This window comes from Gordonia humi (assembly GCF_014197435.1).
GTDB lineage: Bacteria > Actinomycetota > Actinomycetes > Mycobacteriales > Mycobacteriaceae > Gordonia > Gordonia humi.
Genome location: NZ_JACIFP010000001.1, coordinates 4,103,387 through 4,124,956 on the forward strand (window position 1 = coordinate 4,103,387; position 21,570 = coordinate 4,124,956).

The following is a 21,570-nucleotide window of genomic DNA, read 5'->3' on the forward strand; positions in this document are numbered from 1 at the left end:
AAGGCCCGCACCAGTTCGGGGCGGGCCTTCGTGCTGCCGCGGGCGATCTACGCCTTGCCCCACCGAGCGCCGAGCACCGAGGCCTTCGCGGTGAGCTGCACCCCGCCGATGCTGTCGGCCATCGCCTGCTCCAGCAGTCCAACGGCCTGCGCGGCGGCGCCCTCGGGCACATGCAGCACGATCTCGTCGTGCACGGTGAGCCAGAGGTACTTGCCCCACCCCATGTCGTCCAGGCGCTCGATCGCCCGCACCAGCACGTCCCGCGCCGCCGACTGAACGACGGTGTTCACGGCAACCGTGGCCGCCCGGGACGCATGGACTTGCACACGCCGTCCGAGCGGGGTCGCGCTGACCCCGCGGTCAGCTCCCGAACGCACACGGGCAACCTCGCCCTCGATCCACTCGACCAGCCGTGGCATCGCGGCGGCCATGCGGTCCCGGATCACCTCAGCCTCGGCCACGGTGACACCGAGCTGCTCGGCGGTCCTGGCGATGCCCGACCCGTACAACCACCCCAGGAGCACCGGCTTGGCCTGTTCCCGAGTGACTCCGGCGAGCTCCGCCGCGGCGGTGTGCGGATCCTCGCCCGCTGCCAGTCGACCGATCAGCGCGGTGTCACCGGACAGGGCGGCCGCAACCCTCACTTCGATCGCGCTGTAGTCCGCGGCCACCAGCACGTGCCCGGCCTCCGCCTGCAGGAACTCCCTGTGCACAGGAGCCAGGTTCGTCACTGCGGGCTCGGCCGTGGTGAACCGACCCGTGCGGGCGCCCAGCGTGTCGATCACGGGGTGGACGCGGTGCACACCGTCCGCGCCGGCGGATGCGTTGACGAGCGGGCGCATCGCGTACTCGGTGGCCGCAGCCTCCCGGTACTCGAGGACCGCTCGTCGCAGCACCTCGGCATCCCCGTCGAGGACCAGGGACTTCAGCGCGGCTCCCTTTGTGGAGTCCACGGCGACGCCGACCGCAGCGAACGCAGCCTGCAGCTGCTTCGGGTTGTTCGGGTCGGTGACACCGACCTGCTTCAGCGCGTTCAGCTTCTTGGAGCGCGTCTGCCCCGCGATGCGCAGGTGCTGCTTCGCCCGCTCGTGGGCGACCGCCAGGCCGCGGTGTGCCGACTGGTGGATGGTCGCCGCCAGATGGTGCTCGCGCTGCCGCACCTCGGCGCCGAGATGCTCGTCCACCTGAGGCAGGAGGGCGGCCGCGAGCTGTGCCACGTCGAACGCCTCGGGGGTGGGCAGGAATCCCACCGTGGGGAACCAGAACCGCATCGCGCCGTCGAGGGTGTGGTCCAGCTCGGCGGTTCCGTCTCCCGGACGCAGCAGGTGGTCCAGGATGCGGGTGTCCACGGTCCGCGCCCACAGCGCGTCGAGCTTCCCGAGACCCGCGTCGGCGAGGCGGCCGAGCTGGTCGGGGCCGCCGTGCACGGTGAGGGTCGCACTGGTGGAGGTCAGCCACGCCCGCAGTGCGGACATATGGGCCTCGGAGTCCATCAGTGCGACCCTCGCGGTACCGGTGGCGATGGAGACCGTGGCCAACCGGTGCGCATCCGGGTCTGCGGGGTGCACGTGCAGGGCGACCGTGGAGGCATCGCCGGTCAGGTCTCGAAGGAGCTCCGACGGGTCGACGTCGAGCCACGGCGAGTACGTCGGTCGGCCGAAGACATCCGAGGTGTGAGCGATCAGACCGCCCACTTCGGGGTCAGGTCGATCGGGATCGGCCTGTCCGGGGTGTCCGGGGTGTCCGGGGTCCTTGTCGATGAAACAAAACGCAGAAACGGGGGGCTTGGGCACGTTGTCACTGTTTTTTCCGTGAGCGTCGATCTGCCCGGACACCCCGGACACCCCGGACAGGCAGGCCACCTGGCCTGCGGTTTCAGCCTGACCGGGCAGATCGCCGACCCCGGACACATCCCGGACACCATCCCGGACACCTGCGGCCGGGAGCTGTGAGGGCACGCTGGGCTGTCCGGGGTCGGGTTCAGCCTGTCCGGGCACGAGTGACCCGTTCTGGAGCGCCGCGTTGAGGGCGTCGGTGACTCGGCGAACCCGCAGACCTTGGACCATGGGCTGCCGTCCCTCCGACGGCGCAGCCTTGACCGGGTACACCGCGCGCCCGGTCACCGAGTAGACGATCCGGAAGAACGACGCCTCAGCGCGAGCCTTCCGTCCGCTGTCCTCGCACCAGCGCGTGTACGTCCGGTACACCTCGAACTTGGAGTCGCGCTCCTTCGGTCCGAGCTCGCAGCACTCCGTGAGGAACGCTTCCTCCGGCGACTGCCCGGCGGCGAGCATCTCATGGTCCCGAGCTGCCGACTCCGGACGGGTGAACCGCCCTCCCTGTTCCCCGACCAGTCGGTCGTAAGCCGCGAGGCCGAGGTTGAGGATCGCAGACATCTGGTTCTCCAGCCGCGCGCCGAGCGTGAGGTCCTCCTCACCGTAGAACGACTTGGAGAAGGGCAGCACCTCCATGCGTGAGGCGAGGACACCTGCGGGGTCGCGGAGCTCGATCAACAGGTTGCTGGTGATGACGATGCGGGTCGCCAACCTGCCCGACCAGTTCTTGATGCCCTTGCGCTCAACCGCGGTCATGGCGGCACCCGAGATCGACAGCATGCGCCGGCTCAGGAGGCCCACGTCCACGTGCTCATCGCGGGCGTCGTCGAGGATCGCGAGGCCCTTCTCGATCCAGTTCTCGATGCCGAACGGGCGGCTCATCTCAGACAAGCCGGACGCCTCCACCTGGGCCTCGCCGACGAGGGCGGTCAAGACGTCGAGCAACTTGCCCTTGCCGGCGCGCTTCGGCCCCCAGAAGAAGAAGATCTTCTGCAGGCTGACGTCGCCCGAGGCGATGTAGCCGAGGATCTCCAAGGCCAGCTGGCAGCACTCAGGGTCGTCGGGCCAGGCCCCCGTCAGCAGCTGATCCAGGGCCTCGGACTCGGTGGCGTTCGCGTCGTAGGCGACCGCGAGGCTCGTCAGGTTCCAGTAGCGCGGGGTGTGTGCGTAGAAGGCGCGCTGCCCGTTGCGCGGGTCGGGGTTGCGGGTCAGGAGGCCGTTCGCGCAGGCGATGACCGGGCCGGTGGGGTCAGCGGTGTGCCGCCACTTGCCGTTGTGCCAGGTGATCCAGTACGACGCGGCGGTCTGGGTCTTCGGCGGGTCGGTCGCGAGACGGGCACGCAGTCCCTCGAGCACGTTGTCGCGGCGGTACTTCGAGATGGGGTACGGACGCCCGAACTCGTCGTCGGCGTTGTCGACCACGACGGCCGACGCCAGCAACGTCCACACCGTGCCGGGGATGATGTGGTCCTCCACCGCGACCCACCGCGACCCGGCGTGCGTCCACCAGAGGCCACCGTTGAACGCGAGGGTGGGCACCCGCTCCTCGGCGTGCAGGAAGCACCGGTCGATCAGCTCGCGGGCGATCCTGTCGTAGGCGTCCGCCGACGTGATGACGAGCGAAGCCCCGGAAGTGGGGAGCATGTCGTCGGTGACGATGGTCTTGGCCGGGGGCTTCTTCGTCGCGGGCTTGTTCGAGGCGCCGGCCACAATGGCAGCCAGCAGCCCAGGGCGCTCCGCCTCCTCGACCTGCTTGAGCACGTCGTCCAGGCCGTCCTTGCCGCCGCCGGGGTTCGGCGCGTAGGCCACGGAGGTGGCCAGCGTGAGCGCCTGCCCCAGACGCTCCGCACCCTGGTACACGTCGATGTTCGTGGCGGCGTCCTTGTCGGTCATGATGACCACGCGCTTGCCCTGGCACAGGCGGTGGAAGTCGAACGGCAGCGCGCCGCCCTCAGACCAACCGGTCACGCCTGGGATGCCGATCACGGTGGAGTTGGCGACCTCCACGGCGTCCCGCGCGAAGCCGGTGGCGGCCCCCTCGACGGCCGCGGCCGCGGCCAGGGACTGCTTGGTGCCTTCCGCGATGATGACCAGGTCGGAGGTTCCCCGGCGCCGGAGGGCATAGCCGAGGGGGCCGCCCTTGGCACTCACATACTTGGGCTCGCCGTCGTCCTGGACGTCGGGCTTGATCTGCCACCGGATCGATCCGTCGGCCTTCGGGTAGGCGAACCAGATGCCGCGCTGCCGCTCCTCGCGCAGGTTGAAGTTGTCGGGAACCGGATCACCCGGCTCCGCGCTGCGGACCAGCCCTGCGGCAACGAGGTGCTGCACGTAGGAGCCGATGCCCTCGCCGGCCAGGTAGGCCGCGCGGTCGTCGGTGAGCGGCCGGCCCGGCAGGTTGGTGCCCTCAGCACGGACAGGTGTCTCGTCGGAGCTGGCGTTCGCGGCGGCGGTGCCGGGCGCGTCGTCGATCGGCGTGGCGTGTGCGGGGCTTGCGTCGCGGGCGTCGACAGGTACAGTCATGGTGTCCAACTTTCTTGGCGGGAAATTGAGGTGAAGGGGCTGGCCGATTGGCCGGCCCCTTCCGTGTGTCTGGGTTCGGGGCGTCAGGCCGCGACGCTGAGTTCCTGCTCGATCAGCAGCGGAGCGCCGGCCACGGGGGTGATGCGCCACCGATGGGCGCCGCCGTCCACCCCGAGGTCCTCGATCAGGCCGCCGGAGAGACTCGCGATCGCCCGCAGAGTCGCCGACGTATCACCAGCGCGAGGGTTCACTCGCTCCGGCTGACGGACCGCGTCCAGGTCGGTGGGGTTCACACGAAGCGATCCGTCGCCGAGGCGCACGGCGGGCAACAGCCCCTCGCGGACCCAGCGACGGATCGTGGTGTGGTGAACGCCGCGGCGCTCAGCGGCGGCGGCGATGGTGAGGAAATCGATGTAGGCACTCATGGGGCGCGCTCCTGGGCATCACAAGAAACGGATGTGATGCTGGTGCACCCTCACCAGGCCCCTCCGAGGCGGGCGGTGAGCGGCATGTCCAGCCGGTGCGGCACGTGCCTGAGCGGCCCGGAGGCCGCCGTCGCGCTCGGATCGCGACTCGTCATCGATTGTGCACAGGTGTGCGAACAGCGTCAAGGAGGACACGCGTCACACGCGTCTCCCCTCGGGTCCGGAGACCTCGGAGTCGCTCTCGTCCGGCTCGGTCGGTACGAGCTCGGCGAGCCGCTTGATCGTCGTGCGGCTCGCCCCGGTCGCCCTGCTGATCGCGGCATGCGCATCGCCCGCCGCGATCCCTCGCAGTACAGCCAGGAGCTGCTCCTCAGGCATCCGGCTGTCGCCCCGCTCTCGGAGCACGGCGGCCTCCTGGACAGGGTCGATCACCAGCTGTGCACCGGCGTCCTGCGCAGCCCCCGTCGGGGTGTCCAGCAGCGAAGCAGCCTGCTCAGTAGCCGCACCCGACTGCACATCCGGCCGGTGCCGCAGGGTGAACACCTGTGCGGACTCGCCGTGGCCCTCCTGGACCTGCTGCGCGGGCCCGTCAGCATCGTCGCCACTGGTAGCGGGCACTTGCACAGCAGGCGTGGCCTGTCCGTGCGCAGGGTGCTGGACAGCTCCCTGCGCAGCTGACGACGTGTCGAGCACCCGCGCGCCCACGTGCTGCCCATGCGCATCACCGGTGCTCAACTGCGTGGCGACCGGCTGCACAGCGGGTGCGTCGGTCGGCACCGCTTCGGGGGCCGTGGTGAGCACCTGCGCACCAGACTGGTGCGCAGCATGTGCGGGTTCCTGTGCCTGATCAGCGATGGCTCGCGGCCGGAACAGGGCCACCATGCCGAGGCCGGTGATCACCAACGCATCGATGCCGACCGGCAGCATCGGCGCGGTCCACCAGCTCATGTTCGCCATCCGACCGAGATCGGAGATGGCCGCGAAGCTCATCGAGAATCCCGTGACAAGGCCCGCCGCCGCTGCGAAGAGGACAGCACCCCAGCCCCACGCCAGCCGCGCGTGGCGGGAGCAGAAGACCACCGCCTCGACCGAGAGAGCGAGGATCAGCGGCGGGATCGCCCCGACCCCCATAGCGAGCAGCACCTGCACCCGCTCGGCGTTGAGGTAGGCGTGCGCCGCGTTGCAGGCGAGAGACAGTGTGACCGATACGCCCAGCAGGATCCGGGCGTACAGGTACGCGTGACGCACGTCGACGTCGTTGCTCATGCGGCCCCCTTCACGCCGTACATGCCGGCCTCAGACCAGCGCATGAGCAGCACGTTCCCCGCCCTGGCCTGGATGCGCGCCCACACCGCCTCGGTGTTCACCCACGCCGTCAGCGAGTCCACGTCCGGACCGCCCATGTACGCGTGACAGCGCTGAACCTCGCCCAGCGCGGTCACCAGTTCGACCCTGCCCATGACGACCTCGTCCAGGGACGTGTCGCGGTGGCGCGCCTCCGCGACTGCGCCGATGACCAGCACGTGCGCCGCACTGTCCAGCGTCTCGGCAGCGAACTCCATCGCCGACCTGTACATCGCTTCGGCCGCCATCTCGCGCACCACCTCCGGGTACTCGCGCTCGCTCATGCGGCGCCTCCCATCCGCGCGGTGTCCATGTACTCGATCACCGCGGACCGCCGGATGCGCACAGCCGTACCCACCTTGAACGCTTCGAGCTGGTGGCTCCGAACCAGCCTGTACACGGTCTTCTCGCTGACGTGCATCCATTCGGCGACCGCCGGCACCGTCAGCACCTCATCACCCTCATCGTGTCCGGCGGCCTGGCTGCACTGCGTGCAGATCCCGCCGAACCTGTAGTCGTGAGACACCCTGTCCCCCTTCGTCAGGGCCCCGCTACCTACACGGGACCACGTGGGACAGATCCGGCACCGATACCGGCGAATCCCTCGTAGGACGCGCGACACGCCGACAGGATCTTCGATTTTCTTGTGTGACCTTCGTCACAGTCGCTGGTGGACGCTCTACGCCTGCGAGGGACCATGAGGGACTGCATTCCCCCGAACCCGTTGTGCGACAGTCACTTTCGCAGTCGACCCGTTCGATCGCGGCGTGCAAGCTGTCGACATGACCAATACGACCGAACGGATCGATCGCAGCCGCCTGGTGCGGCGCGTCGCCACCTCCGCCGCGGCCACAGCAACGCTCGTGGCGACGGCCGCGCTCGTCACGCCCGCCACCGCCACCGCCTGGGATTGCCCCGGCGTCACGGAGGCTCAGCGCGCACTCTGCGCGTCCGAGACCACGACCACCACCCCGGCCCGCTCGTACACGGGCGGTGACTCCTGGTCGGACAGGCTCCCGGACCTTGGGTTCGGCGCCGCGATCGGCATCGCGCTCATCATCGGCGGCATCATCGCGCTCTACATGGGCAAGGGCGGCTCCAGCGCGGGTGCACACACCCCCGACCAGGGCGTCGAGGCCGCGTCCGGTCGTGGAGAGCGCGCGGCGGGCTGGGCATCACTCGGGTTCGGCGTGATCGCTCTCGGGTGGGGCATCTGGGGCGTGAGCGGCGCGATCCTCGGCGCGTTCATCGGCGTCCCGCTGGTCCTCATCGCCGCCTCCCAGGACAACAAGGCCGACCACGAGGTTGCCGGCTACCGGATCGCTCAGCAGCAGTACAACGCGGAGCTGGATCGCGTGCGGCAGATCCCCGTGGTGAAGCCCGGCCAGTTTGACGACCTGGGCCTGAACATCCCGCAGCAGGTGCAGCCGTTCACTCCTCCGCCCGCCCCCGTGATCAGCCGCGAGGAGGCGTACCGGCTGGGCCGGAGCAACGGATTCACGGTCCCCGCCGGCAGCGCAGCGGCCTCCCTTCTGGACCAGTACGGCCATGACGGCCCCGCCCGCGCCGGCCTGGACCGCGTCGTCGAGCAGCTCGGCTGGGGCGCCTGGACCACGCAGGGCGAAGACCGAGTGTGGCAGCCGTACGTCACGCTGCAGGGGGTCTCCTACGACCCCGACGGCGACGCCGACGTGCGCCTCACGGTCAGCCACGCGACGGTCGACGAGTCCACGATCGCCAAGGCGCTGCCCGCCCTGCTTCGCACCTGGAACGTGCGGACGGCGAGGTCAGCCGAGAGGGCGGATCGGTCCTGGTCCACGTGACGAATAAGAGCCTCAAGCAGCGCCTGCAGGAGAACCCGCAGGACTCCGACGCCGGAGAGGTCTGGGACTTCTGATGACCGATTTCGTCTTCGGAGCGCCCGCTTCGGCATCGACTCCGACCCCCGAACCCGCGCCCGAGAACCCGCGCACAGAGCCCGCCGAAGAGGCCGTTCGTGAGGTCCCGCAGGAGCCCGCCGTGAAGGGCGCGCCCGAGGCCCCGCGCGTGTCGCAGGCGCAGCTCCTGGAGCAGCGCGCCGACGAGTTGGAGGCGCTCTTCCATCGCCTTCCGCAGGCCGGTGACGCGCCCGCCCCCGAGTCCGAGAACCGGCAGCCGACGCGCGGCAAGGACCATGTCGTGGAGCGCTGGAAGCGCCTGCTGAGCGACCCCGACGCAGCCCGCGCAGCGGGTCTCCCGGCGGGCAGCCGTGTTTGGTTGGAGACCCCTCCCGGCGCGATGGTCGTGCGCGCCCAGGTGCCTCGCGGTCATGCGCGGAACGCAGTCGCCCGCGCGCTCAAGACGCACGTCGCTCGGATGAGCTGGGGCGAGTACAAGGCCGCCCCGTGCACGCTCACGGGCGACAGCGGCGAGGAGCAGTTCTACCTCATCAAACGACACTCCGGTGGTGACCTCGCGACGCCTTTCCGGGTCGCCAGTACTACCGCCGCGAAGTTCTTCGCCGGCGAGGATCGCATGCGCGAGCGGGTGCTCCACACAGCCGGTCTCAGCGTGGATCGTCCCGTGATCCGCGGCGGTCGACACGCCCTCGACGACACCGGGAAGCCGATGTACAAGCGCATCGTTCCCGAGCTGATGAGCGCCGACGAGTGGGACCGGGGCGTCGAGTTCGTGCTCAAGATGTGCCCCGGACAGGGCATCACGGACTTCGAGAAGGCGGCCGAGAAGCTGAGCTCGATGTTCCGACGGCCGGTCACCGTGGAGGCTCGCGATCGCGACCTCGTCGCGATCCGGCTGACCACTAAGGCCGCTCCGGAACTGCCGAAGAGCGTGTTGCTCAAGCCCTCGATGTTGTACAGGCCGGCCACCGCCGAGCAGGCCGTGAAGATCGCCAAGAGGCTGGTGCTTCCGGTGGGTCTCACCCGTGCCGCGGACGGTTCGATCCAGCGCGTCGACGTGACCCCTGCCCTCACCCCGCACGGCGTGGTGGTGGGCCTCTCCGGGCAGGGCAAGTCTCGGTGGATCCGCACCGCTGCGAGTGCGTGGGCGCTGCAGGGTGGGTGGCTCGCGATCTGTGATCCGAAGGGTGGCGAGCTGGTCGATCGCTGGCTGCCCGGGTGCGCGCACATCGCCACGAACACGGCGACGATCAGCCGCACCTTGCACTGGGCGCGGACTGAAATGCAGTCCCGGCTCGCGGTGCAGGACGTGCTGAAGAAGCGCGGCGTCAGTCCGGCGCCGTTCCAGCCGATCCTCGTGCTGTGCGATGAGTTCGGGCAGATGCTGACGGAGCTGATCGGCTCCACCGACGCGGCTGATCAGAACGCGGCGAAGGAAATCGTCCGCGTCGTGGTGAAGACCATGCAGGTCGGCCGCTCGGTCGGAATCCACCTGGCGCTGATCAGCCAGAACGCCAAGGTAGAAAGCCTCCCCGGCACCATTGCGCAGAGCGCTGGATGGCGACTCATCGCCGGCCGCCCGGCCGAGGGAACGGGCGACAGCGGAATGGTGAACCGGCTCTTTCCGAGCAGCATGAAGACCGCCGCCGGCGAGCTCGGCGACACCATCCCCGGCGGGCAGGCAGGGTACGCGCTCCTGGACTGGAACGGCGGTCCGGTGGTGGCTAAGACCTTCTATGGCTACACCCCCGGCGAGGAACCAGAGTCAGCTGAGTTCGCAGACCTGCCGGCCGAGGTTCTGCAGTCCTGGCGCGACATGCGAACGGCGCTCCAGAGCTCCCCTCCGGTGCGCAGATTCGGCTGGCGGCCGGGTCCCGACACCCCTGCCGATTGGCAGGCCCTCAGCCTCTATGCGGGCAAGAAGGGTGACGGTCCGACCGTCAAGAGCCTCGTCCCTGTGTGGCTCGACTCTGTCGGTCCTGATGGCCGTCCGGTGCCCATCCCGGAGCACCGCGTCTACGACCCGCTGAGCGACGAGTACAGCTCCTCGGGCGAGCCCCTGGACCTCGACCTGCACCTGTCCCCGACCGCCCTCTGACCTACCAGGAGAACTACGAGATGACCCCCGTCCTGAAGCACCGCGACAAGGTGTCGCAGACCGCCGCCGCCGAGTTGATCCAGGCTGCCGCGCAGGCCGTGATCGACGCGAACAGCGCGCGTACGAAGGCGCTGGCTGCCGTCGCCAAGAGGCCGGTCGACGCGACCGCCGCCCTCGCCGCGTACCAGCAGTACGAGCGCGCGCAGACCGCGGTTCAGGAGGCGGAAGCGACGTACATGGCCGTGCTGACCCTCTGGGGAGTCTCCCGTCATGGACTCGCGGCCGCGGTGGGCTGCCGGCCCGCCACGATCACCCGGCGCATCGGGCAGCACCCGCTCGCGACCGCCCGCGGCATGGATCTCTACCGCCTCGACGGGGGCGGCTGGGGTGTCCGCTCCCGCGAACCGCAGGCCGTAGACACCGAGAGTGCCCCCAACGCGCGCGCGTGCGCGAGTGCGACCGAACGGGTCGATCACGGGGCAGACCCCGCGACCGAACGGGTCGATCACGGCGACGTTGATCCCGCCGTTCTCCGGGCCGCCATCGCCGATGCGATCGAGGGTGCGTGATGGCGTTCCGCACCCCCCGCCCCGAGCATCGCGCGGAGGCCGCACGTCAGCTGCCGCTCGGCGTGGCCCACTTCGCCGGGCGGCACGACGACGTCGTACGCGCGCTGCTCGCCGCCGCCGACGACAGCCGCGGCCCGGTAGACCACGACGCGGTCCTCGCGGCGGTCAAGCACTACCGCGCGCATCGAGCGGCTCTTCGCAGAGTGGAGCTGGACCTGGCCGAGGTGCTGATCGTTGGCGGTGCCACGCCCGGCAAGGTCTGCGCCCGCCTGGCAATCGGGCGCTCCGCCCTGCAGAAGCGGCTCCGCGCGCGCCTGGGAGACGCGCTGATCGGCCCCGGGAAGCCGCCGACGAGGAGGGCTGCCTGATGCCGCGCCTGCGAACCGCTACGCCGACGAACCACACCGCTGGAGACGACATCGCTCGGGTGCTCCTCCGTCAAGCCCGGAGCCGCTGCAACGCGGCTGGCCTTGCCCTGAAGTTGGCCCGCGGCGCGGAGCCCGCCACGGCGCTGGAGAAGCTCGCCGAGGTACATCAGGTGCACGTCGACCTGGACCGGCTCTGCGTAGAGCTCGCCGGCGCGGCAATCCTCGCCGGCCGGACCGTCGAGTCCGTGGCGGCCGCGACGGGCATCAGCACCGCGACGCTGACCCGGCGCGTACCCCGCTCGATGACTGCTCTGCGCGGACAGCACCTCGTGCGTGACCAGGCCGCTCCTCACGGGTGGAGCGCCCGATGACCCGCGCTACAGCGGGCGCCGCGACGCCGTCCCCCACGACGAGCTCACCCGCCCCATGTCGACTAGGAGGTGCCGAAACAGCCTCGACCAGGGCTTTTCCCGCCCAGAACCCATCTATCGATCACGCAGACAGGGTTTTCCGATCAGCCGGACACCGAAACCGATCACTCAGACAGGCGAACCGATCACCCGGACACCCCCTGCCTGCCTGACGGGTTTCGCTACGCCGCCCGCTACAAGCCTCGCTCAATGCGCACCCGCGCAGCAACGAAAGGAATGAACATGACCACGAACAAGAACCTGCACCCCGAGCGCGTCGCCCGCCTTCTCGCGGTCGCCGCCGCCACCAACGCCCTCACTGACGACGTGGTGTCCGACGCCGAGAACATCGTCGAGCTGGTGGACGCCGGTGCCACCCGCTCCAAGGTGACCGCGGCCGTCCAGGCACTCGTCTCCGAGGCGTGGACCCGCGCCGCCCGAGAGGCCGCGGCGGCCGAGAAGCCGAAGGCCGTCAAGGCCTCCATGGAGCGCCTCCGCGGCGTCGCCGAACTCGAGGACCAGCTCGGCCTCGCACCGGTCGAGAACGTGGCGACGGTCGACGCTGATCCGGAGCCGGAGAGCACCCCGGAATCCGACCCGGATCTCGACATGGAGTCCGTCGTGAACGCCGCCGTCGCGGAGGCCCTGACCGACCCCGATCCGTACTCGAACTACGACCGCACGGCGTAGTCGAACGCCCCTAAGAACGGAGCAAGAACATGAGCAAGAAGACGTGCGTCGCAGCGTTGGTCGGGACCCTCGCTGTCGCGCTCACCACGGCGTGCACTCCGACCTCCGGACCGGCCGCGCCGTCGAGCAATAGCTCCGCGTCCGCACCGAGCGACGGTGCGGTCCGCACCTACCGCAAGGCGCAGGCCAAGGAGGTCATGCGGCAGCTCAAGCTCAACGCTGCGATCGGCATCCCCGGGGAGGTGGACCGCGGCTACGCGGAGGCCGCCGCCAAGGATCGCGTGCTGTTCGTCTTCTCGTGGGGTGAGGGCTGCTCGTGGGCGCGCACTCCGGACGGCGCACTGTGGCGCTTGCACGCCACCGACGGCGGTGCGCTGGTTCGCGATCGGGACGCTGAAGAGGCGTTCCGGAAGGTCCCGGGTCGGGCAGACCTGTGGACCTGTAACCCCGCAGCGAACATCCCCGCCGCTGATGCGGTCGACGCGACCGATCCGTACCGCTGGGCCGCCGGTGGTTACACCTGGGTGCGCTGGAACGGCGCCATCTACAGCCTGCCCTCCCCGATCGCGGAGACCGGCACGGCGCTCAGCGTCGCCAAGCCCGCCGAGTACGCGCCTGCGCCCAGCATGAGCCCCTCGGTTCCGACCCCGAACTAACGCAAGGAGTACATCGTGAAGAAGTCACTCATCGGCGGCATCCTCGCCGTCGCGAGCATCACCACGCTCACCGCGTGCGGCACCTCGACCGGAACGGCTTCCGCGCCTAGCGGTGGGGCATCTCCGGCCGCGTCCGTACCGGTCCTGCGGGCCAACGATGCGACCTGCGGCAGCCGGCTGGAGCTGCGCACCGGAGACGGCAAGGTGTACGCGCTGATGCTCGACGGCGAGCGCGACTTCCGCGTTCTCGATATCACCGAGGAATCGAAGAAGCCGGGCGGCGGATGCTCCCTCGGGCGCACCATCCCGGGAGCGCCCCAGACGGAGGACAGCACGGGCGCTCAGTCGGCGCGCATCCGCAGCGGCTGGGACACCCAGCTGAACCGCTGCTCGCAGTACACCGTCATCGACGGCCGCAGGTGGATCCTCGACGATCCGGGCGCAGCTGGATACCTCGCGCACGGCGGGCACGGGCGCATCCTCGCGGGCGACCCGCGCTGCGGCGGCGAGCTTCCGATGCAGCCCTACGGCGGCGCCGCGTGCCCTGACCGTGGCCCCGGTTGGCGCTACAGCTGGGACGCCGTCGTCGGGCAGTGCGTGGCGAACGCCGCCCCGGAGCGTCAGGGCGAACCACAGGGCCGCTGACCCGGCGCGCGGCCGCACCCCGTGTCGGTGCCGACACGGGGTGCGGGGTCCGCCGGACCACGACCAAGAACTAGGAGAAGAACATGCCCGACCCGAACAGCAGCAGCGACGCCGAACTGACGCGCACTTGGACGCAGCTGCCGAGTGACCTCCCGCCGTTGCCCGACAACCCGTACGCCGACTACTTCGACAACAGGCCCGCCCCGTTCGCCACGTCCAGTGGCGACCCTGACGACGACCGCTGACCGGCGATCAGGGTGCGGCATCTCCATGGCGAGGTGCCGTGCCCCGGTCGCCGGAAGTGGTCGTGGTCGGAGTCAGTCTTCTACGAGTTCATGCGCCTCCGCGCACGCTTTGTCGAGCCTCTCGACGAGGTGCCGGGACAGTTCGATGTCACCGCTCCCCCGCGCCTTCTCGACCAGCGCAATGACGGTCTCGATCGCGGCGTCGACCGCCGCCTCGTCGAGCACCTCCCCCGGTTCCGGGTTCGACTCGGTCCGCGCCGCGGGGCGGTGCGGGTTCGCGGCCTGCTCGCTCATGCGAACCGCGAGCGCGACGTCGGCCCCGCGGGCGCTCACGATGTAGCGCTCCGCTGCCTCCGAGGTCTTGTGTCGGAGCCGCTCGCGCATCTCCCCGGGAGTCGCGCCCGCCATCGCGGCGATAGTGTTCCCAGTCCGGCGGAGGTCATGGAACGTGTAGTGCTCCAGGTTGGTCGCTTCTCGCGCGAGGCGCCACCGCCGATCCAGCGTGGCCGGACCGCACGGCATGTCCACAGTTCGCGTGCCCGGGAACAGCCATCTCGGCTCGACATGTCGTGCGTGGGTCTGCACGTGCGTCCAGAGCGGTACGACGAGGTGAGGGGGCACGACCACGGACTCGACGCGGTCACTCGCCTTGGTCCCGTCGACGATCGTCATGGTCCCGGTGCCGCGCCCTTGTACGACGTGTCGGCGGAGTCGCAGTCGCACGACAGGGGCGAGGGGCGGCGCGGTCGCCCGGTCGACTGCGATGTCGTCGATCTGCAGACCGAGGATCTCCCCCAGTCGTAGGCCGCACCAGGCGGCGAGCTGCACGGACATCTGGAGGTACGGCGGCATCGCCGCGGCGAGAGCGTCGACCTCGGCCGGCGTCGCGGTCTGTGGGTCCCGCTCGGGCACGTCGACGAGCGCCCCCTTGACCCGCAGCGGCATCCGGTCCAGCCAGTCCATGTGGATCGCCAGCTTGAGCATCGCCTGCAGCGCCGCGTACGTCCGGCGCCGCTGCGTGGGCGCGCCCGGACAGAGCCGCTCCTCCATGTCGCGGTACCAGCGATCGCACCGCTCCCGCGTCAACTCTGTGATCTTGATGTCGCCGAGCTCGGGGTTGATGAAGCGGCGGACCCTGCTCGCGCTCGTCATGCGGTGGTTGTCGCTGGGGATCGTCTCCATCCACACCTCGGCCAGCTCGCGGACGGTGAGCGTCTCTGCCCTCGCTGCGGCCGCTTCGGCCTCCTCGGCGGCCACCTGCTCCGGGGACTTCCAGCGGTTCCGCTCGATGTCGCTCTGCACGTCCGCCAACCAAGCCGACGCCGCCTTCTTCGTCGTGAAGGTGGTGGGTGCTGTGCGCCGCTCCCCGTCGGGGGCGCGGTACCGCGCCTGCCATCGTCCGGACGGCAGCTTCCTGATCGAGCCGAAGTCCCGTGCCCCAGCACTCGCCATGTGACGTGCCCCTTCTTCCGTGCCCCGTGCCCCGTGGCGTGCCCCATACGTGCCCTACGCGATGCCCATTCTTGCTCATCGGGCACAAAAGCTGCTACGCGACCCCGGGAACAAAAACGCTGGCCAGGGGTTGTTTCCCCTGGCCAGCGAGTTAGCTACGGAACCACTAGAGCATGCAGCTGACGCAGCCATCCACCTCGGTCCCTTCGAGGGCCATCTGCCGCAGGCGGATGTAATACAGCGTCTTGATGCCCTTGCGCCAGGCGTAGATCTGCGCCTTGTTGACGTCGCGAGTGCTCGCGGTGTCCTTGAAGAACAGCGTCAGGCTCAGGCCCTGATCGACATGCTGCGTCGCCGCGGCGTACGTGTCGATGACCTTCTCGTAACCGATCTCGTACGCGTCCTGGTAGTACTCCAGGTTGTCGTTGGTCAGGTACGGCGCCGGGTAGTACGCGCGGCCGATCTTGCCTTCCTTACGGATCTCGATCTTCGACGCGACCGGATGGATCGAACTCGTCGAGTGGTTGATGTAGCTGATCGAACCGGTCGGCGGGACGGCCTGCAGGTTCTGGTTGTAGATGCCGTGCTCCTGGACGCTCGCCTTCAGCTCGCGCCAGTCGTCCTGTGTCGGGATGTGGATGCCGCCGTCGGAGAACAACTGACCGTTGGCCGCCGCGCCGGCGTTCGCGAAGATGTCGCGGACCTTCTGCGTCTTCGGCTCCCACACCTGGTCGATGTACTTGTCGAAGAACTCGCCCGAGGCGTACTTGCTGTCCTCGAATCCCGCGAACGCGGAACCGCGCTCCTTGGCGATCTTGTTCGACGCACGAATCGCGTGGTACGCGACCGTGTAGAAGTAGATGTTCGTGAAGTCGATGCCCTCTTCACTGCCGTAGAAGATCCGCTCACGAGCCAGGTAGCCGTGCAGGTTCATCTGTCCCAGACCGATGGCGTGGCCGTCGTCGTTGGCGCGCTTGATCGACGGCACCGAGTCGATCGACGTCTGATCGGCGACGGCTGTCAACCCGCGGATCGCGGTCTCGATGGTCTGCCCCAGATCCGGCGAATCCATCGTCTTCGCGATGTTCAGCGAACCCAGGTTGCAGGAGATGTCGCGGCCGATGTGCGAGTACGAGAGATCGTCGTTGAAGGTCGACGGCGTCGACACCTGCAGGATCTCCGAGCACAGGTTCGAGTGGGTGATCTTGCCCGCCACCGGATTCGCACGATTCACCGTGTCCTCGAACATGATGTACGGGTAGCCCGACTCGAACTGCAGCTCGGCGAGCGTCTGGAAGAACTCGCGCGCCTTGATCTTGCTCTTGCGGATCCGCTTGTCCTCGACCATCGCGTGGTACTCGTCGGTCACATTGACGTCCGCGAACGGCTTACCGTAGACGCGCTCCACGTCGTACGGGCTGAACAGGTACATGTCGTCGTTGTTCTTGGCGAGCTGGAACGTGATGTCCGGGATCACGACGCCGAGCGACAGGGTCTTGATACGGATCTTCTCGTCGGCGTTCTCGCGCTTGGTGTCCAGGAACCGGTAGATGTCCGGGTGGTGAGCATGCAGGTACACCGCACCGGCACCCTGGCGTGCGCCGAGCTGGTTGGCGTAGCTGAACGAGTCCTCGAGGAGCTTCATGATCGGGATGACACCGGAGCTCTGGTTCTCGATCTGCTTGATCGGCGCACCGTGCTCACGGACGTTGGAGAGCAGCAGGGCGACGCCGCCGCCGCGCTTGGACAGCTGGAGCGCCGAGTTGATCGAGCGACCGATCGACTCCATGTTGTCCTCGATGCGCAGGAGGAAGCACGAGACCGGCTCGCCGCGCTGCTTCTTGCCCGAGTTGAGGAACGTCGGGGTGGCCGGCTGGAAACGACCGTCCATGATCTCGTCGACGAGGTTGCGAGCGAGGGCCGTGTCGCCTGCGGCGAGGGTCAGCGCGACCATGCACACGCGGTCTTCGAAACGCTCCAGGTAACGCTTGCCGTCGAAGGTCTTGAGCGTGTAGCTCGTGTAGTACTTGAACGCGCCGAGGAACGTCGGAAAGCGGAACTTCTTGCCGTACGCGTGGCTGAACAGCAGCTTGACGAACTCGCGGTCGTACTGGTCGAGGACCTCCGGCTCGTAGTAGTTCTCCTTGACGAGGTAATCGAGCTTCTCGTCGGTGTCGTGGAAGAACACGGTGTTCTGGTTGACGTGCTGCAGGAAGTACTGTCGCGCGGCTTCCTTGTCCTTGTCGAACTGGATGTTGCCGTCTTCGTCGTACAGGTTGAGCATCGCGTTGAGCGCGTGGAAGTCGAGGTCCTCCGGCTCGTGCCCGGCGGGGCCGGTGTGGACGCCCGACTGGCTGGCCGAGACGGTGGAATCTGGGACGGTGACGGCGGTGGGCGACACGGGTGCTCCTGGATCTAGATGGTGTGCGCTAAAGCGCGATGTGCGCGTACGAACTCGGTGAGACCGGACCGTACTCGAGTGACGTCGTCGGGTGTGCCCATCAGCTCGAATCGATACAGGTAGGGCACCTGGCATTTACGGGCGATGATGTCGCCTGCCATACAGAACTCCGGACCGAAGTTTGTATTCCCGGCGGCGATCACTCCGCGGATCAGCGAGCGATTGTGCTCGACGTTGAGGAACTTGATGACCTGTTTCGGCACGTAGCCGCCGCCCGCATGGGCGGTGACCTGCCCGGCGTCGCTGATCTTGCCTCCCCCGTAGGTGGGAGTGATCAGAACGTACGGCTCCTCCACCCGGAAAGCACCCTCCCGGTCGATCAGCGGTATCCGCGCCGATCGGACTCCGAGCTTGCGCACGAAGCGGTGGGTGTTCTCCGAGACGGAGGAGAAGTAGACGATCAAGGGCAGGTCGTCGCGGCCTGGCACCTCGTCGGCGGCCGCAGACATGAGAGGCGGCTCAGGCCGCGCGAGCGGCGAGCGATTTGATGCGCTCGGGACGGAATCCGGACCAGTGGTCGTCACCGTCGACGACGACGGGCGCCTGCAGGTAACCGAGCGCCATGACGTAGTCGCGAGCCTCGTCGTCCTGGCTGATGTCGACGACGTCGTACGACAGACCGAGCTTGTCGAGCGCCTTGTAGGTGGCGTTGCACTGAACACATGCCGGCTTGGTGTAGACGGTGATTGCCATCGGCGAGACTCCCTCATCCTGCGGTCACTGACCGCATCCCTGCGACTGATTGTTCCTGGTGTGTTCGGGAGGCCTTCCCGGTGAACGACGTCGATGTGATTCGTACGCCTTCTGTCCGCCCCCCGGACAACCCAAACACTACACCTAGTGGTCGGGTTTTCAAGCGACCACAAGGGCTTGTGAATAACATTCGTGAAAGTCCCAGGTCGCGATGCTCCTGTCCACAGGTGACCCGGCGTGTCTCGGCGCGTCCGGCGTGTCCTCCACACGGGTGTGGAGGAGTGCTCAACAGCTGTGGATCCAGACATGCCGACAGTAGATCACCAGGGTCCGACAGAGACCGCCGCAACGGATCGCCCGCGGGCCCGGCTGCACACACGAGACGGCCCCGCCGCACCGAACGGACTCGGTGCGGCGGGGCCGGGACGAATCGTCGCGGATCAGACCGTGACGGCGACCGAGTCGGCGAGCACGCGGACGGCCTCGGTCACCTGGCCGACGATGGCGTCGGTGTGCACACCGGCCTCGTCGAGCTGCAGGGTCGCGATACCGATCTCGACGTCCTCGACCACGCGGGCGCCCGCGATGCCGACCGACTTACGGGTGTCCTGGCGCGACCAGGTGCCCGCGTACTGCCCCATGGCGGCGCCGATGACACCGACCGGCTTCCCCGACAGCGCGCCCGCGCCGTAGGGACGCGACAGCCAGTCGATGGCGTTCTTCAGGACGGCGGGCAGAGTGCCGTTGTACTCGGGGGTGACGAGCAGGACGGCGTCGACACCGGCGACGGCCTCGCGGACGGGGACGACGGCGGCGGGCACCGAGCCCTCGACATCGATGTCCTCGTTGTAGAAGGGAAGCTCGCCCAGACCTTCGACGATCGAGGCGTTGACGCCCTCGGGCAGGTTGGCGAGTGCGATCTCGGCCAGCTGACGGTTGACCGAAGCCGCGCGCAGGCTGCCGACCAGGACGGCGATGTTCAGTTCAGACATGATGGGTCTCCTCGTGATGTCGATACGGCCGCAGGCGTTCGATCCTCGGACGCCGTCGTTCTCCAAAAGACTAAACGGACCTCAGTCCGGAACGCATCCCGCCTGCACCGTGATGTCTGTCACCGGGCGCGGTGAATCGCAGGTGAACGCGACTATCCGCTAATCTCAGGCCATGGCACCTCCCCAGCGCGCATCTGTCGGCCTCCCGGTCGTCGGTGGACCGACGCTGTCGTCCGAGCGCGCCGACGCCGCCCGCAACCGCCGGCTGCTGCTGGCCGCGGCGAAGTCGTTGATCGACGACAACGGGGCGGCCGCGGTCACCATGGACGCCGTCGCACGGGCCGCCGGAGTGGGCAAGGGCACGGTCTTCCGTCGTTTCGGCAACCGCACCGGCCTCATGCGCGCCCTGCTCGATCACTCCGAGGCCGATCTGCAGCAGGCCTTCCTGTCCGGGCCGCAGCCGCTGGGCCCGGGGGGACACCCGCTCGACCGGTTGATCGCCTATGGCCGCGCACGGTTGAAGATGACCGTCGACCACCTCGACATCCTGCTCGAGGCCACCACCGACGACCCCGACCGCCTCGCGCACCCGGTCCTGGCCATGTCGACCCAGCACGTGAAGATCCTGCTGCGTCAGCTCGGGTTCGCCGGCTCCCTCGACGTCCTCGCCTACGCGGTCCAGGCGCCGATCGACGCGATCACCGTCCGCCACCTGACCACGATCGTCGGGTTGACTCCCGCTCAGATCGCCGACGACTGGGAACAGATGGTCCGCGATCTCGCGGCAGGCGTCCGCTGACGTTCACCGCACCACGTCGCGCATGGTCAGCGCGGCCGCACGGCTGAGCTCTGGGCCTTCCGGCAACAGCGAGATCACCGACCACGGCGCCCGAACCGGAGTGTCGTCGAACCCCAGGCTCGAGGCGGCGTCGTCACCGGCGAGTCGGTGACGCACGCCCGTGTCGGCGACGACGAACTGCTGTCCGGCCAGCGCGCTGTCGCCGCGCGCCCCGGTCACCGCGACGTGTTCGACGGTGCCCGGCGCCAGAAAGACCTCGTCGACGCCCGGCCCCGCCCCGTCCGCCGAGCCCAACGTCACCGGCACCGCGTCGGCGGGCAGCGGAAGCCGGTCGCCGACGACGATCGACTCCCGTGCCGCGGCGTCGTCGCGCCCCCTCGACCAGTGTCGGCACAGCACGGCCGCATCGTCGACCAGTGTCGGAGCGCGGACCGGGAAGTGCCCGACCGGCAGCCGGTCGACCACCGGCGTGCGGGTGAGCTCGCCGGGCGCCACCTCCTCGACCTCGGCCGACGCGTCGGGATCGGCCGCACGCAGCAGATCCGCGGCGGTCGCCGGGATCTGCTGGACGCCGTCGGCGAGGATCACGCGATACGACGCCGCACCGTCCACCGCCACCGTGCGGATCACCGTGCCCACCGGCAGATCCAACGGGCCTCGACCGCCACGTCCGGGCACGCCCGGCACGACCAGCGGCTCCCGTTCGGGGAACGCGTCGAGCAGTGCGGCCGACACGGGACGCGGCCGTGCCCCCTCGATGCCGAGTGCACGCACCACTTCGACCGCGGCGACGTCGACCTCGGCGCGCACCGGGGTCCCGTCACCGCGTTCGGTGTACAGCAACCACACCTCGTCGTCGTAGGTCACCAGCGCCCCGGCGTCGGAGGCCGCCGGGCCGGGCGACCGACCGGCCAGGACAGTGGTACCCGCGGGTCCGTCGCACACCGTCCACGACGAGACGGCATCGCCCGCCGACTCCGGAAGCGAGGTCGGCGCACCGGCGATCCCGAGCGTCGGACCGCGGGGATGCTCGCGCAGCGACGCGTCGGAGACCTTCTTGGTCGGCAGCGGACCGCCGACGATCAGCCGCGCGGAGGCGAGATTCAGGACGGGATGCATCACCTCGTCGACGAGGACGTACAGCCCACCGCCGGAGTCGGCGACGATCCGCGCGTCCCCCACCGACGGCGCGGGGCGGATCAGCCCGTACACGCCCGCGCCCGCGAGGATCAGGACCGCGACGACGGCCCCGGCCACCAGCGCGCGGTTCTGCGCCCGCATCGGATCGTGCAGCATGCGCTCGTCGCGCCGCACCAGTGCGTGCTCGGCCCTCGCCAGACCGAAGCGGTAGCCGCTGACCTGTGCGCGCGTGGTGATGTGTCTCGGCATGTCGTCGTTCCCCCCGGAATCGCCGCAGTCCCCCGATATCGATTCGGACACCACGCACGGTAGTCCCGTTGTACCGTG

Annotated in this window: 21 protein-coding genes; 10 read left to right on the forward strand and 11 right to left on the reverse strand. The window is 69.0% G+C overall.

What is annotated here, in order from left to right; genetic code table 11:
* Positions 1–47 precede the first annotated feature (47 nt).
* The 5 genes from BKA16_RS18950 to BKA16_RS23960 all read right to left on the reverse strand — a co-directional run bounded on the left by BKA16_RS18950 (position 48) and on the right by BKA16_RS23960 (position 6,653).
* The gene (locus BKA16_RS18950; protein WP_183372129.1) at positions 48–4,358 is read right to left on the reverse strand and encodes a DNA polymerase; all 4,311 of its coding nucleotides are present in this window, start codon (positions 4,356–4,358) and stop codon (positions 48–50) included.
* Positions 4,359–4,441: 83 nt separating this feature from the next.
* On the reverse strand, positions 4,442–4,783 hold the full coding sequence (locus BKA16_RS18955) for a helix-turn-helix domain-containing protein (protein WP_183372130.1): 342 nt from the start codon (positions 4,781–4,783) through the stop codon (positions 4,442–4,444).
* Positions 4,784–4,981: 198 nt separating this feature from the next.
* Positions 4,982–6,049 carry a hypothetical protein gene (locus BKA16_RS18960; protein WP_183372131.1) on the reverse strand — a complete coding sequence of 356 codons (1,068 nt, stop codon included), beginning with the start codon at positions 6,047–6,049 and terminating at the stop codon, positions 4,982–4,984.
* Positions 6,046–6,411: a hypothetical protein gene (locus tag BKA16_RS18965; RefSeq protein ID WP_183372132.1), complete on the reverse strand. Its 366-nt coding sequence runs from the start codon at positions 6,409–6,411 to the stop codon at positions 6,046–6,048. Before BKA16_RS18965 ends, BKA16_RS18960 begins: the two co-directional genes overlap by 4 nt.
* Positions 6,408–6,653, reverse strand: a complete 246-nt coding sequence (locus BKA16_RS23960; protein ID WP_382425514.1) for a helix-turn-helix domain-containing protein — start codon at positions 6,651–6,653, stop codon at positions 6,408–6,410. The genes BKA16_RS18965 and BKA16_RS23960 overlap by 4 nt, the downstream gene beginning before the upstream one ends.
* 256 nt (positions 6,654–6,909) lie before the next feature.
* Here BKA16_RS23960 and BKA16_RS18975 point away from each other — a divergent pair, with 256 nt between their 5' ends.
* The 9 genes from BKA16_RS18975 (at position 6,910) to BKA16_RS19015 (ending at position 13,706) form a co-directional block, all read left to right on the forward strand.
* Positions 6,910–7,950 carry a hypothetical protein gene (locus BKA16_RS18975; RefSeq protein ID WP_183372133.1) on the forward strand — a complete coding sequence of 347 codons (1,041 nt, stop codon included), beginning with the start codon at positions 6,910–6,912 and terminating at the stop codon, positions 7,948–7,950.
* Between the two features lie 196 nt (positions 7,951–8,146).
* A complete protein-coding gene (locus BKA16_RS18980) occupies positions 8,147–10,123 on the forward strand; it encodes a hypothetical protein (RefSeq protein ID WP_183372134.1) in 1,977 nt (658 codons plus the stop codon).
* Positions 10,124–10,143: 20 nt separating this feature from the next.
* Complete coding sequence (locus BKA16_RS18985) at positions 10,144–10,692, forward strand: hypothetical protein (protein WP_183372135.1); 549 nt, start codon at positions 10,144–10,146, stop codon at positions 10,690–10,692.
* On the forward strand, positions 10,692–11,060 hold the full coding sequence (locus BKA16_RS18990) for a hypothetical protein (protein ID WP_183372136.1): 369 nt from the start codon (positions 10,692–10,694) through the stop codon (positions 11,058–11,060). Before BKA16_RS18985 ends, BKA16_RS18990 begins: the two co-directional genes overlap by 1 nt.
* Complete coding sequence (locus tag BKA16_RS18995; RefSeq protein ID WP_183372137.1) at positions 11,060–11,431, forward strand: hypothetical protein; 372 nt, start codon at positions 11,060–11,062, stop codon at positions 11,429–11,431. Before BKA16_RS18990 ends, BKA16_RS18995 begins: the two co-directional genes overlap by 1 nt.
* 282 nt (positions 11,432–11,713) lie before the next feature.
* The gene (locus tag BKA16_RS19000; protein WP_183372138.1) at positions 11,714–12,160 is read left to right on the forward strand and encodes a hypothetical protein; all 447 of its coding nucleotides are present in this window, start codon (positions 11,714–11,716) and stop codon (positions 12,158–12,160) included.
* Between the two features lie 29 nt (positions 12,161–12,189).
* Positions 12,190–12,816: a hypothetical protein gene (locus BKA16_RS19005; RefSeq protein ID WP_183372139.1), complete on the forward strand. Its 627-nt coding sequence runs from the start codon at positions 12,190–12,192 to the stop codon at positions 12,814–12,816.
* Between the two features lie 15 nt (positions 12,817–12,831).
* On the forward strand, positions 12,832–13,461 hold the full coding sequence (locus BKA16_RS19010) for a hypothetical protein (RefSeq protein WP_183372140.1): 630 nt from the start codon (positions 12,832–12,834) through the stop codon (positions 13,459–13,461).
* 83 nt (positions 13,462–13,544) lie between these two features.
* Positions 13,545–13,706, forward strand: a complete 162-nt coding sequence (locus BKA16_RS19015) for a hypothetical protein (RefSeq protein ID WP_183372141.1) — start codon at positions 13,545–13,547, stop codon at positions 13,704–13,706.
* A 72-nt stretch (positions 13,707–13,778) separates the two neighbouring features.
* Here the strand turns inward: BKA16_RS19015 and BKA16_RS19020 are convergent, their stop codons facing one another.
* The 5 genes from BKA16_RS19020 to BKA16_RS19040 all read right to left on the reverse strand — a co-directional run bounded on the left by BKA16_RS19020 (position 13,779) and on the right by BKA16_RS19040 (position 19,304).
* Positions 13,779–15,158, reverse strand: coding sequence for a tyrosine-type recombinase/integrase (locus BKA16_RS19020; protein ID WP_183372142.1), 1,380 nt, complete (start codon positions 15,156–15,158; stop codon positions 13,779–13,781).
* A gap of 166 nt (positions 15,159–15,324) precedes the next feature.
* A complete protein-coding gene (gene nrdE, locus BKA16_RS19025; protein WP_183372143.1) occupies positions 15,325–17,559 on the reverse strand; it encodes a class 1b ribonucleoside-diphosphate reductase subunit alpha in 2,235 nt (744 codons plus the stop codon).
* Between the two features lie 14 nt (positions 17,560–17,573).
* Complete coding sequence (gene nrdI, locus BKA16_RS19030) at positions 17,574–18,068, reverse strand: class Ib ribonucleoside-diphosphate reductase assembly flavoprotein NrdI (RefSeq protein ID WP_183372144.1); 495 nt, start codon at positions 18,066–18,068, stop codon at positions 17,574–17,576.
* 10 nt (positions 18,069–18,078) lie between these two features.
* Complete coding sequence (gene nrdH, locus BKA16_RS19035; protein ID WP_183372145.1) at positions 18,079–18,312, reverse strand: glutaredoxin-like protein NrdH; 234 nt, start codon at positions 18,310–18,312, stop codon at positions 18,079–18,081.
* A gap of 440 nt (positions 18,313–18,752) precedes the next feature.
* Positions 18,753–19,304 (reverse strand): NADPH-dependent FMN reductase, encoded by a 552-nt coding sequence (locus BKA16_RS19040; protein WP_183372146.1) that lies wholly within the window; start codon positions 19,302–19,304, stop codon positions 18,753–18,755.
* A 172-nt stretch (positions 19,305–19,476) separates the two neighbouring features.
* On the opposite strand from BKA16_RS19040, the gene BKA16_RS19045 reads away from it, so the two are divergent.
* Positions 19,477–20,103 carry a TetR/AcrR family transcriptional regulator gene (locus BKA16_RS19045; protein WP_183372147.1) on the forward strand — a complete coding sequence of 209 codons (627 nt, stop codon included), beginning with the start codon at positions 19,477–19,479 and terminating at the stop codon, positions 20,101–20,103.
* Between the two features lie 3 nt (positions 20,104–20,106).
* On the opposite strand, the gene eccB is transcribed toward BKA16_RS19045, so the two are convergent.
* Complete coding sequence (eccB, locus tag BKA16_RS19050; protein ID WP_183372148.1) at positions 20,107–21,492, reverse strand: type VII secretion protein EccB; 1,386 nt, start codon at positions 21,490–21,492, stop codon at positions 20,107–20,109.
* Between the last annotated feature and the right edge of the window lie 78 nt (positions 21,493–21,570).

Excerpts from the sequence above, each read along its gene's own strand:
- BKA16_RS18950 (WP_183372129.1), bottom strand. The coding sequence starts at position 4,358 with ATGACTGTACCTGTCGACGCCCGCGACGCAAGCCCCGCACACGCCACG.
- BKA16_RS18955 (WP_183372130.1), bottom strand. The coding sequence starts at position 4,783 with ATGAGTGCCTACATCGATTTCCTCACCATCGCCGCCGCCGCTGAGCGC.
- BKA16_RS18960 (WP_183372131.1), bottom strand. The coding sequence starts at position 6,049 with ATGAGCAACGACGTCGACGTGCGTCACGCGTACCTGTACGCCCGGATC.
- BKA16_RS18965 (WP_183372132.1), bottom strand. The coding sequence starts at position 6,411 with ATGAGCGAGCGCGAGTACCCGGAGGTGGTGCGCGAGATGGCGGCCGAA.
- BKA16_RS18975 (WP_183372133.1), top strand. The coding sequence starts at position 6,910 with ATGACCAATACGACCGAACGGATCGATCGCAGCCGCCTGGTGCGGCGC.
- BKA16_RS18985 (WP_183372135.1), top strand. The coding sequence starts at position 10,144 with ATGACCCCCGTCCTGAAGCACCGCGACAAGGTGTCGCAGACCGCCGCC.
- BKA16_RS18990 (WP_183372136.1), top strand. The coding sequence starts at position 10,692 with ATGGCGTTCCGCACCCCCCGCCCCGAGCATCGCGCGGAGGCCGCACGT.
- BKA16_RS18995 (WP_183372137.1), top strand. The coding sequence starts at position 11,060 with ATGCCGCGCCTGCGAACCGCTACGCCGACGAACCACACCGCTGGAGAC.
- BKA16_RS19000 (WP_183372138.1), top strand. The coding sequence starts at position 11,714 with ATGACCACGAACAAGAACCTGCACCCCGAGCGCGTCGCCCGCCTTCTC.
- BKA16_RS19005 (WP_183372139.1), top strand. The coding sequence starts at position 12,190 with ATGAGCAAGAAGACGTGCGTCGCAGCGTTGGTCGGGACCCTCGCTGTC.
- BKA16_RS19015 (WP_183372141.1), top strand. The coding sequence starts at position 13,545 with ATGCCCGACCCGAACAGCAGCAGCGACGCCGAACTGACGCGCACTTGG.
- BKA16_RS19020 (WP_183372142.1), bottom strand. The coding sequence starts at position 15,158 with ATGGCGAGTGCTGGGGCACGGGACTTCGGCTCGATCAGGAAGCTGCCG.
- nrdI (WP_183372144.1), bottom strand. The coding sequence starts at position 18,068 with ATGTCTGCGGCCGCCGACGAGGTGCCAGGCCGCGACGACCTGCCCTTG.
- nrdH (WP_183372145.1), bottom strand. The coding sequence starts at position 18,312 with ATGGCAATCACCGTCTACACCAAGCCGGCATGTGTTCAGTGCAACGCC.
- BKA16_RS19040 (WP_183372146.1), bottom strand. The coding sequence starts at position 19,304 with ATGTCTGAACTGAACATCGCCGTCCTGGTCGGCAGCCTGCGCGCGGCT.
- BKA16_RS19045 (WP_183372147.1), top strand. The coding sequence starts at position 19,477 with ATGGCACCTCCCCAGCGCGCATCTGTCGGCCTCCCGGTCGTCGGTGGA.
- eccB (WP_183372148.1), bottom strand. The coding sequence starts at position 21,492 with ATGCCGAGACACATCACCACGCGCGCACAGGTCAGCGGCTACCGCTTC.